Annotated in this window: 11 protein-coding genes and 1 pseudogene; 2 read left to right on the top strand and 10 right to left on the bottom strand. The window is 34.5% G+C overall.

Annotated features, from left to right (window positions below; translation table 11 throughout):
* Nucleotides 1–198: 198 nt before the first annotated feature.
* Nucleotides 199–1167, top strand: a complete 969-nt coding sequence (locus P7D84_RS11665) for an NAD(P)H-dependent flavin oxidoreductase (RefSeq protein WP_311806523.1) — start codon at nt 199–201, stop codon at nt 1165–1167.
* Nucleotides 1168–1614: 447 nt separating this feature from the next.
* Complete coding sequence (locus tag P7D84_RS11660; RefSeq protein ID WP_311806522.1) at nt 1615–2526, top strand: WxL protein peptidoglycan domain-containing protein; 912 nt, start codon at nt 1615–1617, stop codon at nt 2524–2526.
* 319 nt (nt 2527–2845) lie between these two features.
* Here the strand turns inward: P7D84_RS11660 and P7D84_RS11655 are convergent, their stop codons facing one another.
* From P7D84_RS11655 to P7D84_RS11610, 10 genes and pseudogenes are all read right to left on the bottom strand, one after another.
* Nucleotides 2846–3244 carry a DUF4430 domain-containing protein gene (locus P7D84_RS11655; protein ID WP_311800742.1) on the bottom strand — a complete coding sequence of 133 codons (399 nt, stop codon included), beginning with the start codon at nt 3242–3244 and terminating at the stop codon, nt 2846–2848.
* Between the two features lie 15 nt (nt 3245–3259).
* A complete protein-coding gene (locus tag P7D84_RS11650) occupies nt 3260–3823 on the bottom strand; it encodes a cob(I)yrinic acid a,c-diamide adenosyltransferase (RefSeq protein ID WP_311806521.1) in 564 nt (187 codons plus the stop codon).
* A 13-nt stretch (nt 3824–3836) separates the two neighbouring features.
* Nucleotides 3837–6302 (bottom strand): vitamin B12-dependent ribonucleotide reductase, encoded by a 2466-nt coding sequence (locus P7D84_RS11645; protein ID WP_311806520.1) that lies wholly within the window; start codon nt 6300–6302, stop codon nt 3837–3839.
* Nucleotides 6303–6812: 510 nt separating this feature from the next.
* Nucleotides 6813–7687 (bottom strand): annotated as a pseudogene (locus P7D84_RS11640) (ROK family protein).
* Nucleotides 7688–7758: 71 nt separating this feature from the next.
* Entirely contained in the window at nt 7759–8670 is a 912-nt protein-coding gene (locus tag P7D84_RS11635; RefSeq protein WP_311806519.1) for a sugar phosphate isomerase/epimerase family protein, read from the bottom strand.
* Nucleotides 8671–8685: 15 nt separating this feature from the next.
* Nucleotides 8686–9738, bottom strand: a complete 1053-nt coding sequence (locus P7D84_RS11630; protein WP_311806518.1) for a Gfo/Idh/MocA family protein — start codon at nt 9736–9738, stop codon at nt 8686–8688.
* A 22-nt stretch (nt 9739–9760) separates the two neighbouring features.
* Nucleotides 9761–10150 (bottom strand): C-glycoside deglycosidase beta subunit domain-containing protein, encoded by a 390-nt coding sequence (locus P7D84_RS11625; protein ID WP_311806517.1) that lies wholly within the window; start codon nt 10148–10150, stop codon nt 9761–9763.
* Nucleotides 10151–10163: 13 nt separating this feature from the next.
* Entirely contained in the window at nt 10164–11174 is a 1011-nt protein-coding gene (locus P7D84_RS11620; RefSeq protein WP_311806516.1) for a sugar phosphate isomerase/epimerase family protein, read from the bottom strand.
* Between the two features lie 68 nt (nt 11175–11242).
* Nucleotides 11243–12337, bottom strand: a complete 1095-nt coding sequence (locus tag P7D84_RS11615) for a Gfo/Idh/MocA family protein (RefSeq protein ID WP_311806515.1) — start codon at nt 12335–12337, stop codon at nt 11243–11245.
* A 192-nt stretch (nt 12338–12529) separates the two neighbouring features.
* Nucleotides 12530–13924 carry an MFS transporter gene (locus tag P7D84_RS11610; RefSeq protein ID WP_311806514.1) on the bottom strand — a complete coding sequence of 465 codons (1395 nt, stop codon included), beginning with the start codon at nt 13922–13924 and terminating at the stop codon, nt 12530–12532.
* Between the last annotated feature and the right edge of the window lie 118 nt (nt 13925–14042).

The raw sequence follows: 14042 nt of genomic DNA, 5'->3' as shown, positions 1-14042 counted from the left end.
CATTTTTTGGAATTAACTGTTATAAAATATTTTTTTGATTTAGCTAATTTTCACTTGACTCTATATAGTTAGTCTTTAGTACCATAAAATGTACTACCGCGTAAATAATAGCCTACTTTAAAAAATGAAGCAACAGCTATATTATAGTATTTGTTCTTCGTTCTTCGTAGACAAATATTTTAATAAGAAGGAGTTTTTATGGAAAATAGCGTAACAAATCTACTTAATATCAAGTACCCAATTATTTCTGCAGCAATGACATGGATAACTTCGGCTAAGTTTGTAGCTGCTGTCTCAAATGCAGGTGGTTTAGGTGTTTTAGGCCCAAATGCAGGACAAAATAAAGCTGCGTCAACACCTTTAGAGAATGCGGAAAATTTAAGAAATGAAATTCGGAAAGTGAAACAACTCACGGATAAACCATTTGCAGTAAATTATATTTTTCCTATGGGAAGCGCGATTGAAGATCCCTTTACTAGTGCTATATATGATGTTCTTGTTGAAGAAGAAGTTAAAATCGTTATCGCTATAGGACAGAGCGTCATACAAAATGAAGTTGAGAGATTAAAGAAACAAAACATCACAATAATTTATAGAGACCTTAATCCAACAGTTGAAAAATTAATGGAAGCTGAAAAATCAGGCGTAGATGCATTAATCGTGACCGGCTATGAAGCAGGCGGACATATGAGTAAATTTAAAATCAGCACTCTTTCATTAGTGCCACAAGTAGCGAAAAAAGTAAGTCTTCCTGTCATTGCTGCAGGTGGTATTATAGATGGAGATGGTGCTAAAGCTGCCTTTGCCATGGGAGCAGAAGCGATTTATATGGGAACACGATTCATTGCTACAACAGAGAACCCCGCGAGTATCAGTGCTAAAAAAGCTATTTTGACTGCTAAAAGCGAGGACTTTATTGAGTTTAAGTCAGGAGCAAGTCATTTAAGAACTTTGCCAACCGAAGCTGGAAAAAAAGCCCTCGAATTAATCAACTTAGGAAAAGCTGATGAAGCCTATACATATTACGGAAACGGCTTTAAATTAGGATTATTAGATGGTGACCTAACCAAAGGAACCATAAGTGTCTCTGAAGCAGCTGGAGGTATCACTGAAATACTATCTTGTGCAGAAGTTATTAATCAAATAATGAAACACTTAAAACAATAATAAAAAATGTTCCCAATCAATGTATGAAGTAAACGCAAAAGTTAGTCTAAGCAGTCTATATATAATCAAAAACGACTCTTTATCAGAAGAGTCGTTTTTAACTTCTAAGACTCGAGACGCTTTCATTTCAGATATCAACCGTTTTTTTAACAAAAAAGGAGGATTACGAGCCTTAGTTAGAAATCGTTTTATTTCTATCTATTATTATGCTTTTTTTTAGTTTTTGTGAATAAATACCACGCTTTATTTTTTAGCAAAAATCATCTTAAGAATTTCTTTATCATTTTTTTCAAATTTAAAAAAAGCTTTTGTTATCTTTTTGTATAAAATAACAAAAAATGAAAGATATTACTTCTCTTGCTTTTATCAAAAACAACCAGCTTCCGTTCCAGTACTGGATTTTCTAAAATTTCCTCCGTATAATAAACAAAAGAACCTCGAGAGGAAGTGACGGTCGTCATCAAAAAATTTTTTATTCTTTTCCTGCTATTTCTTTTTCCGACAACAGCTCATGCAGAGGGCGCAGGTTTTGGCGTATCCGCTTTGCTTCCGGAAAATCAACGAACCAATGTGTCCTATTTTGATTTGACTGTCTCACCCGGCATGACACAGAATTTGACCATTCAACTAACCAATCAGACAACTCAATCTAAAAGAATTCGAATCACTCCTGTTATCGGAAAAACAAACAATTTAGGAAAAATCGAGTATCAACAAACGAATTCCAAAAAAAATATCGCTGCTTGGCTCAGTGAAAGTCAGGTAATTTCGCTGACTGCACAAGAAAAACGGAATGTAACTTTCTCTTTAGCCATCCCGAAAAATGCAGCGGACGGCACATATCTTGCTGCTTTTCAAATTGCTGAACAACCGGTTTCAACAAAATCTCCCGGCATCAACAACCAATTTGCTTACATTTTAGGATTGAAGGTAACAGTTGGTGTCTCACCTGCCCCGAATTGGCAGATTCATGGTATCCAGAAAAAAAAAGAACAATTATTGTTCTCTCTTGAAAATGCTAGCCAATCCTTTGCAAGTCACCAGCACCTTTCTATTCAACTTAAAAAAAATAATGCAAAGTCTATAAATTTTGAACAAGAAATCTCCGGTGCCCCCTTCAGTCCCTTTCAGTTGGCGATTCCTGCAGAAAATATCACAGAAGGCGTTTATCAACTCTCTTTGAAAATCACAGGAACATCTGTCACGGAGATTCAAAAGACCTATACTGTCAAAAAAATACAGCACACTTTTACTTTTCGTGAAATCGATTTGCGGCAGCAGCACCGAATTGGCTTTTTACTATTAGCCGGCTTTCTGCTTTTGCTTCTTTTTAGTTTCAAGCAAAAATCAAAAGATTAGCATAATTAGACACAAGGGCACTACTGATGAAATATTTTCAAGAATGAACTTACTGAATGCAATTATTAAAGAACTTCCAATCATGAAATATATGACTCTAAATACTATTATTAAAACTAATATTAACAACAAAAATTGATACATTATTTCTAAAAATCTCCTCAAATATTCTATATTGCTGAATAACTATTTTTATTCAATTTTTTCTTTTCCAATTATTTTAACCTGAATTAAGTAAAAAAAGAGAGTACGTATTGACGTATCTCTCACTAACTAAAGAAAATCCATTCATTATTTAGTTGATTATTTATAAAAATTCTTATTTTTTAAATTCATTTAAATCAAAAACTACTTGATCTTTATTTTTTAATTTTATTTCATTTGCACCTTTTTCACTCATTTTTCCATTTATCGTAAAAGTCCAATATTTATTTTTATTTGTATCTTGGGCATGATTTTCTATCGAAGTGATAAAACCATTTTTTTCTTCTACATTAAAGTGATTCTTTAAAGTCTGCAACAAAGTATCATTCGATTGATACCAAATTTTTTGGGACGTAATTTCTTTGCCCATGTCATTCAGCTTTATCGTGACACGGGCTTTTGTTTGTTCATCTGATACTTGTTTCGTATCCTGAATAGTTTGAGTATTTAGTTGACAGCCTGAAAAAACAAGCACCCCGATAAAAATAGTTAAGAACCCTATCCATCTTTTCATATGTGAAACTCCTTCTTAGTGAAATACTTTTCCTGCTCGCTCGTAAAATGATTCTTTTATATCATATACGGTATTTACGTACCGGGAAAGAACAAAAAACAAATCAGATAGACGATTGATGATCTTATAGGCATAAATATTAATCGCCTCATCTAAAACGAGCAGTTGTGTGATTTCTCTTTCTGCACGTCGGATCACGGTTCGTGCAATTTGAAAATCACTTGCAACTGGATGGCCACCAGGTAAAATAAATTTTTCAATTATTGGTACCTTTGTTTGATAATAATCAATTAAATGTTCAATCTTGGTCACATCTTCCTTTTTGACAATCATTTCTCCAACTCCAACAGGTGTGGCAAGATCTGTCCCGATATCAAATAATAAAACTTGTAGTTGTATTAATTCATTCTTCAATAGATCAAACTTTTTTGAATCCAATTCTGAAATAATTCTTCCAATCCAAGAATTCACTTCATCGATGCTTCCATAAGCACAAATACGTGCATCAGATTTCTTTATTCGTTGTCCGCCGATAATGCTCGTGTTCCCTTTATCTCCGCTTTTAGTATAAATTTTCATTCAATCACTTCCTTTATAAACCACATCTTAATTGAACTTTACAATGTGTACAAGTACTGCAGCCCCCGATTTCTTCGATTTTCCCCTCATGACAGATTGGACAACGTTCTTCAATTTCATCATCCGCTGTTTCTGTATCATTTGATACATCATATTCAGCAAACGAATTTTCATCTGCTTCCAATGTCAGCACTTGTGAATTTCGGCTGCCATCTACATAAACTGTTCCGCCCTTTGCTCCACCGCGATAAAGATCTTCATAAATTGCTGCGACTTGGTTAACTTGATATCCTTTAGGTGCATTGACTGTTTTTGAAATGGAACTATCTATCCATCGTTGAATAGTACATTGTACGCTGACATGTGCCTCTGGTGTAAGTTCCATAGCGGATATGAAAAACGGCGGTAAGTTTTCATTGTCCACCTCTGGATGATTACTTAAATATTCCTCAACAATTTCTGCCTGTACTTCAATAAATTTCCCTAGGCGGCCGCTTCTGAAATAGGAAAATGAAAAATACGGTTCTAATCCGGTAGAAACCCCAGTCATCGTTCCCGTGGAACCAGTTGGCGCCACAGTCAAAAGATGGGAATTTCGGATACCATAAGTCAGTATATCTTGTCGTAAAGACGCTGGCATTTTTCTCATATAGCCAGTTTCAATAAACCGTTGACGCAATGCCTTGGTTTCTTCAACATTTTGATCGATTAAGAAAGGAAAACTCCCCTTTTCTTTGGCAAGTGCAACAGAGGTTTCATAAGCAGTGATTGCAATTTTCTCAAAAATTTGATCTACTAATTGATTTCCTTCTTGAGAACCATATATTTTTTCACAATAAATCAATAAGTCCGCTAGCCCCATCACGCCAAGCCCAATTCGTCGCTCTCCTTTTGCCTGTTTCTCATTTTTTTTAAAAAAGTATGGGGTTGCATCAATTACATTATCTTGGAAACGGACACTGGTTTTTACCACATCAGCAAGTTTATCAAAATCAACCGTTTTTGTTTCTTTATTCACCATATTTGCTAAATTTATTGCTGCTAAATTACAAACAGCATAGGGGGTCAGTGGTTGTTCACCACATGGATTTGTAGCAACGACTTTTTGCCCGTATGATTGAGCATTCGTCATCTCATTTGCATTATCGATAAAAAATATTCCTGGCTCTGCTGAATAAGTGGCACAATAAGTGATTAAATCCCAAAGATCCCGTGCTTTTATCGTCTGATGAACTTTTACTTTACGACCGGTTGCTTCCCACTCCCTGACGTCGCCAATTTCTGTCCAATGCTGATCATAGTCGGCCATCTCAGAACTATCATAGTCATCAATCGCAGGAAAGCGCAGTTCATAAGTTTGATTCTTTTCAACAGCTTGCATAAATTCTTTAGTCAAGCAAACTGAGATATTCGCTCCTGTCAAAAAATCTGGGTCTTTTACACTATATGTTCCGCCGATTTGCAATTTTTGTCGTGCATCTTTTACAAAAGGATTTGTCGAATTGTTTTCTTGATGTTGAACAAAAAATTCCAGCCATGCTTTTTCATTCGGTGCTAACGGTGAAAAATTTAATCTTTCAGCTGCTAATTGTCGAATTGTCGCGTTTTTGCTAGTAGTGATCAAGCGTTGCAAAATGACCGGATTCTGAATCTTAGAGAGAATAAATTCAAAAATATCTGGGTGCCAATCATTCAACATAATCATTTGGGCACCACGGCGACTACCTCCTTGTTCCACTAAATTAGTTAGGTTCGCTAAATCATTTAACCATGAGATTGCACCGGATGACTTTCCGTTTACCCCATGAACAATCGCTGCTTTAGGTCTTAAGGTAGAACCATTCGTCCCTACGCCACCGCCACGGCTCATGATTTCCATGACTTCCTGGCGATGTTTTGCTAACCCAGCTCTTGAATCATGAATAAAGGGCATGACATAGCAGTTAAAATAAGTAACCTCTGTGTCAGTTCCTGCCCCATAAAGCACACGGCCAGCTGGAATTAAATTTTGTTCTGTTAAGTGGTGATAGAAATCTGCAAAAAATTCAGATTTTTTTTCCCCATCAATATCGGAGATTCCTTTTGCCACCCGAATGGCGATTTGTTCAAAGAAAAGTTCCAAAGGCTTTTCTACTTCATTCAAACTTCTATTCACTCGCCCCGATGCAATCTCTTCTGGATCTGTTAGAGAACTTTGAAATTCCTCTTCCACATGAATTATCAACTGGTTTTTCACGATTTCTTCAACAATCCCGATTCCTCGTGTTGGATATTGCGGATCTGTGTGTGTTGTTAAGATAACAAAATCACCGACTGTTATGGTTTTTCCAGTAAGGTCTTTATACGCATACCGATCAAGCATGATCAATCTTGCGATTCCTTCAAATGTTTGAGACATTTCAGAAGTAATTTTCGTTACTTTATCGAAACATGAGATATCTTGGTTTAATTTTTCTATATAGTCCATCGGATAATTCATCTAGTAATACCACCTTCATAAATATAAACACAATATATTGTATCATGGTGTAAGTATGACACTATATAATGTGCAATTCAATCTTGAGTTTATTTTGTTTTTTGGTACAATGAGAATGATTATCATTTGTTGGAGAAAAATTAGAGTAACAAATTTAACCTGTGCCAAGTATGATAGAAACTTTTATTTTAGCGTGACAACTATGTTGGATCTTCTACAAGAAGCGACAACTCGGCTGAAAAAAGGATAAAATAATTAGTTGGAGTTGTTATTAATAACGATGAACCTTATCATATGATTAATAAATAAATAATTATATAAAAAAGCTCAGATAGAACCAAATTTGGTTCTATCTGAGCAATAATTAACTATTTTGATGCTCTGTTTTGTTGAATATTCATAAAATTAATTGGAATTTTAAATAATACTCGCACTATAATTGGGGTGAAGATGACGAGCATTATACAATCATTAAACACCTCCTCAAAAAATTACTTTAACGTGTTTTTTCTATTGCAACTTGTTTAAACAGGCATAAACTGCCCCATACATTCCTGCTTCATTCCCTAATAAGGCTTTCTTCAAAGAATAATGCTCTCTAATTTGTGGAAAAATATATATATCCATCTTTTCTTTTAATGGATTTAATAATTGTTCTCCGGCTTCTGAGACTCCGCCGCCGATAATTATTTCTTCCACATCTATCGTATTCATAATCCCCGCTAACCTTGAGCTAATATATCAATGAACGCTTCAAGAACGTCTTTAGCATATTTATTATTTTGTGCAGCTTTCTTAAAAATTATTGGCGGGGTTATTTCTGTCCATGTTTCTTCGACTGACTCAAGTTTCTGTCGCATACTTAAAATGAGACCGTTAGCAGAAGCAAAAGTTTCTAAACAATTTCTTCCTCCACAACCGCATAATCTATTTTCACTAGAATGAACTGGAATATGACCAATTTCTCCTCCAGCGGAATGACAGCCATTTATCACATTACTATTTAAGACAATTCCCCCACCTACTCCAGTCCCTAAAGTAACAAATAATAGATTTGATTTTCCTTGAGACGCACCTTTCCACAGCTCACCCAAAGCAGCTGCATTCGCGTCATTTAGTAATTGAACATCTATCCCTAATTCAGTTTCGATAATTTTCTTTAAAGGTAATTCTTTCCAATCCAGATTAACAGCTTGAACAACGGTTCCTCCGTCAGCTGAAATTGAGCCAGGTACACCAATTCCAATACCGACTATTTCGGTTAGTATAGAATTTTTAATTGAAGAACGAATAGAAGAACAAATTTCTCTGGGAATATACTTACCTTTTTCTGAAATATTTGTTGGTATTGACCATTTTTTCTCAATTGTTCCTAGTTGATCCATTAAGACACACTTGACTGAGGTCCCTCCAATATCAATACCAATTATTTTTTGTTGTTTCAAAGATTCCACCTCTATACAAAGTTCCGAAGATAGTTAGTGCTTTGTTGAATTGAACGTTTTACATCATTGTAATCAGATTCAAAAGCTCGATCTTCAACCTCAATACAGGTATGACCACTGTATCCAATATCGGTTAAAGCAGAAACGTATTTTCCCCAGCTTATATCACCTAATCCAGGTAATTTGGGTGACATGTATTCTAATGGCGTCGCCATTATACCGACATCTTGTAATCTATCCCAATACATTTTGATATCTTTATAGTGGACATGAAATAACTTGTCTTTAAATTCATAGAGTGGAGATAAATAATCCATCTGTTGCCAAATGAAATGTGAAGGATCAAAATTTAAACCAATATAATCACTATCTAAGATAGTAAAAATTTTTCGAAATAAAGCAGGGGTAGTCATTAGATTTTGTCCTCCAGGCCACTCATCTTCAGTGAACAGCATAGGACAATTTTCGATTGCAATTCTTACTTGTTGTTTTTCAGCATAAGCTACAATCGGTGTCCAAACCTTCTCTACTTCTTTCAAATTCTCAGTAATATTTTTTTCTGGCATCCGTCCAATAAATGTTGTAACCAAATTTACTTCCATCAGTTTAGCTGCATCAATAACTGAATATAAGTGATCAATTATTTGTTGACGTTTTACTAAATCTTCATCTAATGGATTTGGATAATAAGCTAGTGCTGAGATTTCAATTTTATTTTTTTTGGCATAATCTTGATAGTTTTCTGCCAGTTCTTTTGTAAGTTTTTCTGTATCAATATGTGAAACACCCGCATACCGTCGTTCTGCTTTTCCAGCAGGCCAACAAGCAACTTCAACACAATTTAAACCATTTTCTGCGATAATATCAATCATTTCATAAAAATTACTTTGATCCAAAATTGCTGAGACTAATCCTAATTGCATGTTATTTCCTTCTTTCTATTCAAAGTTAATTGAACGATGATCGTGTGCAGAAATTTTTATTATATCTAATAGTTTCATCAAACGTAGAATTTCAGAAGGTTTCACAACTAATTCTTCCTTACCTTCGACATAATTATAATAATGATCAAAGAACATTTGATGATTTACATTAACCTCAGGCAGTTCTTCTGTGATTAATCGTCCTTGAGGTGGCGGACCAAAAGAACGTGTTGGACCAGCAGCAGTCATGGTTATTTTACCTGGAACATTCGTCAATAATTCACTTGTACGAACAATTTTCCCTTGAGGATGAAATCCATCAACATAAGCACTTCCCTTATCTCCTCCGACAAACCAATGACGTTCAAACCAACTAGATTCATCTTTTAGAAAATAGGTCCCTAGTTCTACCTGTCCTGTGATACCGCTATCAAAATACAATTGGACATTGAAATAATCATCGACATTTTGATTAATGATATTTCGTACATCTGCATAAACTGTTTTTAATTTCCCCGGAATCATCCAAAGCATTTGATCTAACAAGTGAACACCCCAATCGTAGAGCATTCCCCCACCAAATTCAGGATAAACATGCCAATCATGCATATTCCCATTGAAACCATATAAACTATTTTTAATTGTATAAATCTCTCCGAGAGTCTGATTTTCCACAACTTTTTTAATTATTCGATAGTCTTTATCCCAACGTCTTTGATGATGAATAGTAAAACGAACACCTGCTTCTTGGGTAATATCTATCATTTCTTGAAACTCTTTGGCATTCATAGCTGCTGGCTTTTCCAGAATGATATCTTTTTTTGCAGCTGCAACTTTTTTCACCATTTCTAAATGAAGGTGGTTAGGAACCGCAATAATTACTGTGTTTATTTTTGACTCAGATAAAAGGTCATCTGCTTTTAAAAATGTTTGGACTTCTTCTAAATCTGTTAATTGATCTTTATTAATATCACAAATAGCAACTATCTTAGCATAATCTAATTTTTTTATGGTTTCTCCATGGGTTTGCCCCATGAATCCATATCCAATAATTCCAAAATTCAACATATTTAGTTTCTCCTCAATTTTTTTAAACTGCCACAGTTCGTACTTTTACACCTACAAGTGGCACTGGGATATAAGCCGTTCTTGTTGCTACTGTTAACTTAACTTGATGATTTCCTTTAGATAATCCACCTGTTTTTAATACACGAATATATAATGGTTCGCCGTATTCCCACTTATAAGTAGTTACAGTAACTGATTCTGTTAGACTAAACCAGTCTTTTCTATCTATCGAAATTCGGATATCTTTTGACGATACCTCAACGTCATCCACCTCTATTTTGATGAATTCTAACATTGAAAGAGGAATGCCGCGATAATAAGTAATTAAGGTCTGTAATTCATAGCCTATTACTTCACTATTTTCTTCAATATTCTTACAGCTATTTTTTTTGAATACATTGTTGTCAAACATTATTTATATCCTCCTACCCTTGAATATCTTTTAAACAATCTTGAAGGTATTTCTGATTTGCAGCTACTTGTTCTTTTTCTTGCACTGATTCGCCGGGAAGGGTAAAGCGATTTCCTTCATATTCTGTCGCTACATACCCATCATAGTTCTTTTCATGCAAATATTCTAAAAGACCTTTATAATCCATTGAATACTCTGGACCTTCAGGTGTCATTTCAAATAATTTAATGTGAAAATGTTTAATATAAGGTATATATTCATCCATAATTGTAAATGGATAATTCTCATATCCATCACAAAGCGGTGCAAACATTTGATCCTCTTTAGTTTTAATTACTTTTTTGAATTCTTCTGGATAGTTGCCATTATTTTCACTTAATACACGATGAAGATCTGTTTTTTGTTCAAATAATCTATCTAAATAATCAAACATTTCTGGACTAGCTCCATTGTTTATTTCATAAGCAGCTACAACACGTGGAAATTTCTGGCAGAAAATTCCTGTATCAATAACCAAGCCAATATATGGTGAATCTAATCGCTTCATCTCTTCAATAAATTGATGTGTTTCTGGCTCGTCAAAAGCCATTCCAGCATGAATTTCTAAGGCAATCGTTACATCATATTTCTTACAGTATGGTAATAGCGGTTCACAAACCCAATATGGTACCATTGAAACTAAGCGAATCAACTTAAATCCCAGAAGATTGGCCTGTTTGATTTCTTCTATTAACAAATTAATACATTCTTGCTTAGTCAAGGTACGGTTATTATAAAGATTCGTGTTTAAAAAAACATCTGCAATCACCGGTTTAATTCCTGTTTCTTCTAAAAGGTGTTGCCAGTGATCAACGTCCTTTCCCACTGGATGAGGAGCTTTTTTGATCATTTGATCTGGTAAAATCTCAACTCCTTCTACCTTGTGCTCCTTTAAAAAATACATTAAATCATCCAAATCCATACGATGATTCAGATATTCATCTTGTAAACTATATAAACTCACAGCCGTTTTAATTTTCGACATTCATATTCCTCCTTATTCGATTTCATCATAGAATGAGTCATAAATATTGGATTGTCTTTCTTTCAAACCTACAATTCTACGACTTTTCCAGTTTCTGCAGATTTATAAATCGCTTCTAAAATTTGTGTAACAACAATAGCTTGTTCTGGTTTTACTAATGGTTCAGTATCGTTTAAGATTGCCTCCACCCATTGTTTCGCTTCTGCATCTTTTTGCTCTAGACTAGCTCCTTCAAAACCAAAGATACCACCAGCATCTGAAGGTTCAGTTTGTTCCAATTGATCATGGGCTGCTTTATTAAACACAACATATCCTTGGTCTAAAAAAGCTTTACCGAACATTTCTGCCCCACCATCTGTACCGCATAAAGTAACTTGTGCTTCTTTGGGATTGATCATATTTAATGCCCAAGCAGCTTCTAAAAAAATTGTTGCGCCGTTTTCCATTTTAATCAAACCAAAGGCTGAGTCTTCCGTCTCAAATTTTTCAGGTTCCCAAGGACCAAACATATTAGCCATTGGATTATTTTTCAGTTTTTGATATGTCGAACCTAACACCATTTTAGGTTTATAATTATTCATATACCAAAGTGTTAAATCTAAGGCATGTGTACCAATATCAATCAACGGGCCACCACCCTGTTTTTCTTTATCTGGAAAAACTCCCCAAGTTGGAACACCTTTTCTACGTACAGCATGCGCTTTAGCAAAATAGATTTCTCCTAGTTCTCCTTTACTACAGGCATCATATGTTGCTAATGAATCTGCACGGAAACGATTTTGATATCCAATAGTTAGTTTTTTCCCCGTTCTTTCTGCCGCTTCTAACATTTTTTTGGCTTCTTTATAGTTAATAGCCATTGGCTTTTCACACATTACATGTTTTCCGCTCTCTAATGCATCAACTGTGATGAATGAATGAGAAATATTCGGGGTTAATACATGAACTACATCAATATCTTTTTGGCTCACTACATCTTTATAGTCCGAGGTCACTAAAGCATTAGGAATACCATATTCTGTGGCAGCAATTGTAGCTCTTTCAATAACTGTGTCACAAAAAGCAACTAATTCTACTTGATCAGACAACTTTGCTAATGCCGGTAGATGCTTTTGATTTGCGATTCCTCCGCATCCGATAATACCAAATTTTAATTTTTTCATATTAATCTCCTCCTTATAATTGATACCCAATCTTTAAATTATTTTGGGAATAGTAAATATATCGATTACAAACGTTATTTTAATATATAGTCATTCCTTTTACTCTTTAAACTGTTTAATAAAAGATCAAACAAATTTGTATATTTATATGCAAATTTATTTAAAAAGCAAATATATATCATACTTTTTTGTTTAATTATGTGTTCTCCCACGTTCTCTATCTAGTTTCTCCCGTATGTCGTCTGTATCTTTATCACTTAAATCCCATAATAAACAAGAGAAAGCAGCTACAAAAAAGAGGATAGCCGGAATCAAATTGACAACTAAATTAATTCCATCTTTAGTTGCTGCTGTTTGCTCTATATTAGCTTGATAACCAAAAGAATGTAGCAACATAATCCCTATGGATGCTCCGATAGCATTGCCAATTTTTGTTGCTAAGCCATAAGTAGCGTAGGCTGTCCCATCTGTTCGAACACCGGATTTTAATTCTTGATAATCCACAGAATCTGCAACCAGCGAAAGAGATATCGGAAAGCCCATGTTGAATAATCCAAAAATTATATGACCTGCAATAATCATTGATAAATTATCAAACTCTGAGAAATAAACTACCAGCAATCCAATCCCTTGAAGAATTAGAGAAATCATCAAAACATTTCGCTTACCAAAACGTTTAACTAGAGGGACAATCGCTAGTGAGCATATTGCACCACCGATTGATGGGATTGTCATTAGTAAAGCAATCAAAGTAAATGCTCCAAGACAATAAATTACATAAAAAGTAGTTACAGCAATTCTTCCCATAAAAGCAGTCATTTGTAAAATCATAATTAAAAAAACAATCATTAAATACTTATTTCCAATCACATTTTTGATAGTCGTACGAAATGGTACTTTTTTATCATTTTTCATTGGTTGGACAACTTCTCTAGACGTCATAAATACAATAAAAAATAGTGGGATTGAAACTACTGCATAAATTAATGCTGTCATAAAATAGCCACGACCAGTTGCCACTTTTGAACCATCAGAAAATGCAATCATGATAAAAGATGACAATGAATTAACAATTATCATTCCTACATTCATACCAACTGAACGCCAAGCATTTAATTGATTTCTTTCATTAGCATCTTCACTCATTACTGCTGCTAATGCTCCATAAGGAATGTTTACTAATGTATAAATCATTCCTGCGATAATATAAATAATAGCAGCCCAAATGACTCCTGCAGGACCATTACCAAAGGGACCAGTAAATGTTAATACGGAGAAAAGTGCTAAAAATGGAGAGCCAAAGGCAATATATGGACGAAAACGACCGAGTTTACTTCTAGTACGCTCAGCAACCATCCCCATGATTGGATCATTAATGCCGTCCCATAGTCTTGCTACTAACATAATCATTGAAACCGCCACTGGTGCTAATCCTACAATATCAGTATAAAAAACAGTCAAATAAGTACCTACAAATGTCCAAACAAACTGACTAGCTAAATCTCCCAAACCATAAGTCATCATAGAAAATTTGGTAAGTTTCTTTTTCTCTACGTTCATTTCACTATCAAAGATATTTTTCTCCATGTGAACCTCCTATAAATAATTGAATTTGCAAACGTTTACAATAAACATTGTAATATTATAAAATATTCATTACTCAACGTTTCATCAATCATTTAATGATACTTAAAGAGGACAATGT

The sequence above is a fragment of the Enterococcus dongliensis genome, from assembly GCF_031927985.1.
Taxonomy (GTDB): Bacteria; Bacillota; Bacilli; order Lactobacillales; family Enterococcaceae; genus Enterococcus_A; species Enterococcus_A dongliensis.
Note: the sequence above shows the minus strand (reverse complement) of the source record. Positions and strands in the feature narration are given on the sequence as shown.

What these genes read in the sequence shown, in the direction of transcription:
- P7D84_RS11665 (WP_311806523.1), top strand. Translation starts at nt 199, where the DNA reads ATGGAAAATAGCGTAACAAATCTACTTAATATCAAGTACCCAATTATT.
- P7D84_RS11655 (WP_311800742.1), bottom strand. Translation starts at nt 3,244, where the DNA reads ATGAAAAGATGGATAGGGTTCTTAACTATTTTTATCGGGGTGCTTGTT.
- P7D84_RS11650 (WP_311806521.1), bottom strand. Translation starts at nt 3,823, where the DNA reads ATGAAAATTTATACTAAAAGCGGAGATAAAGGGAACACGAGCATTATC.
- P7D84_RS11645 (WP_311806520.1), bottom strand. Translation starts at nt 6,302, where the DNA reads ATGAATTATCCGATGGACTATATAGAAAAATTAAACCAAGATATCTCA.
- P7D84_RS11635 (WP_311806519.1), bottom strand. Translation starts at nt 8,670, where the DNA reads ATGCAATTAGGATTAGTCTCAGCAATTTTGGATCAAAGTAATTTTTAT.
- P7D84_RS11630 (WP_311806518.1), bottom strand. Translation starts at nt 9,738, where the DNA reads ATGTTGAATTTTGGAATTATTGGATATGGATTCATGGGGCAAACCCAT.
- P7D84_RS11625 (WP_311806517.1), bottom strand. Translation starts at nt 10,150, where the DNA reads ATGTTTGACAACAATGTATTCAAAAAAAATAGCTGTAAGAATATTGAA.
- P7D84_RS11620 (WP_311806516.1), bottom strand. Translation starts at nt 11,174, where the DNA reads ATGTCGAAAATTAAAACGGCTGTGAGTTTATATAGTTTACAAGATGAA.
- P7D84_RS11615 (WP_311806515.1), bottom strand. Translation starts at nt 12,337, where the DNA reads ATGAAAAAATTAAAATTTGGTATTATCGGATGCGGAGGAATCGCAAAT.
- P7D84_RS11610 (WP_311806514.1), bottom strand. Translation starts at nt 13,924, where the DNA reads ATGGAGAAAAATATCTTTGATAGTGAAATGAACGTAGAGAAAAAGAAA.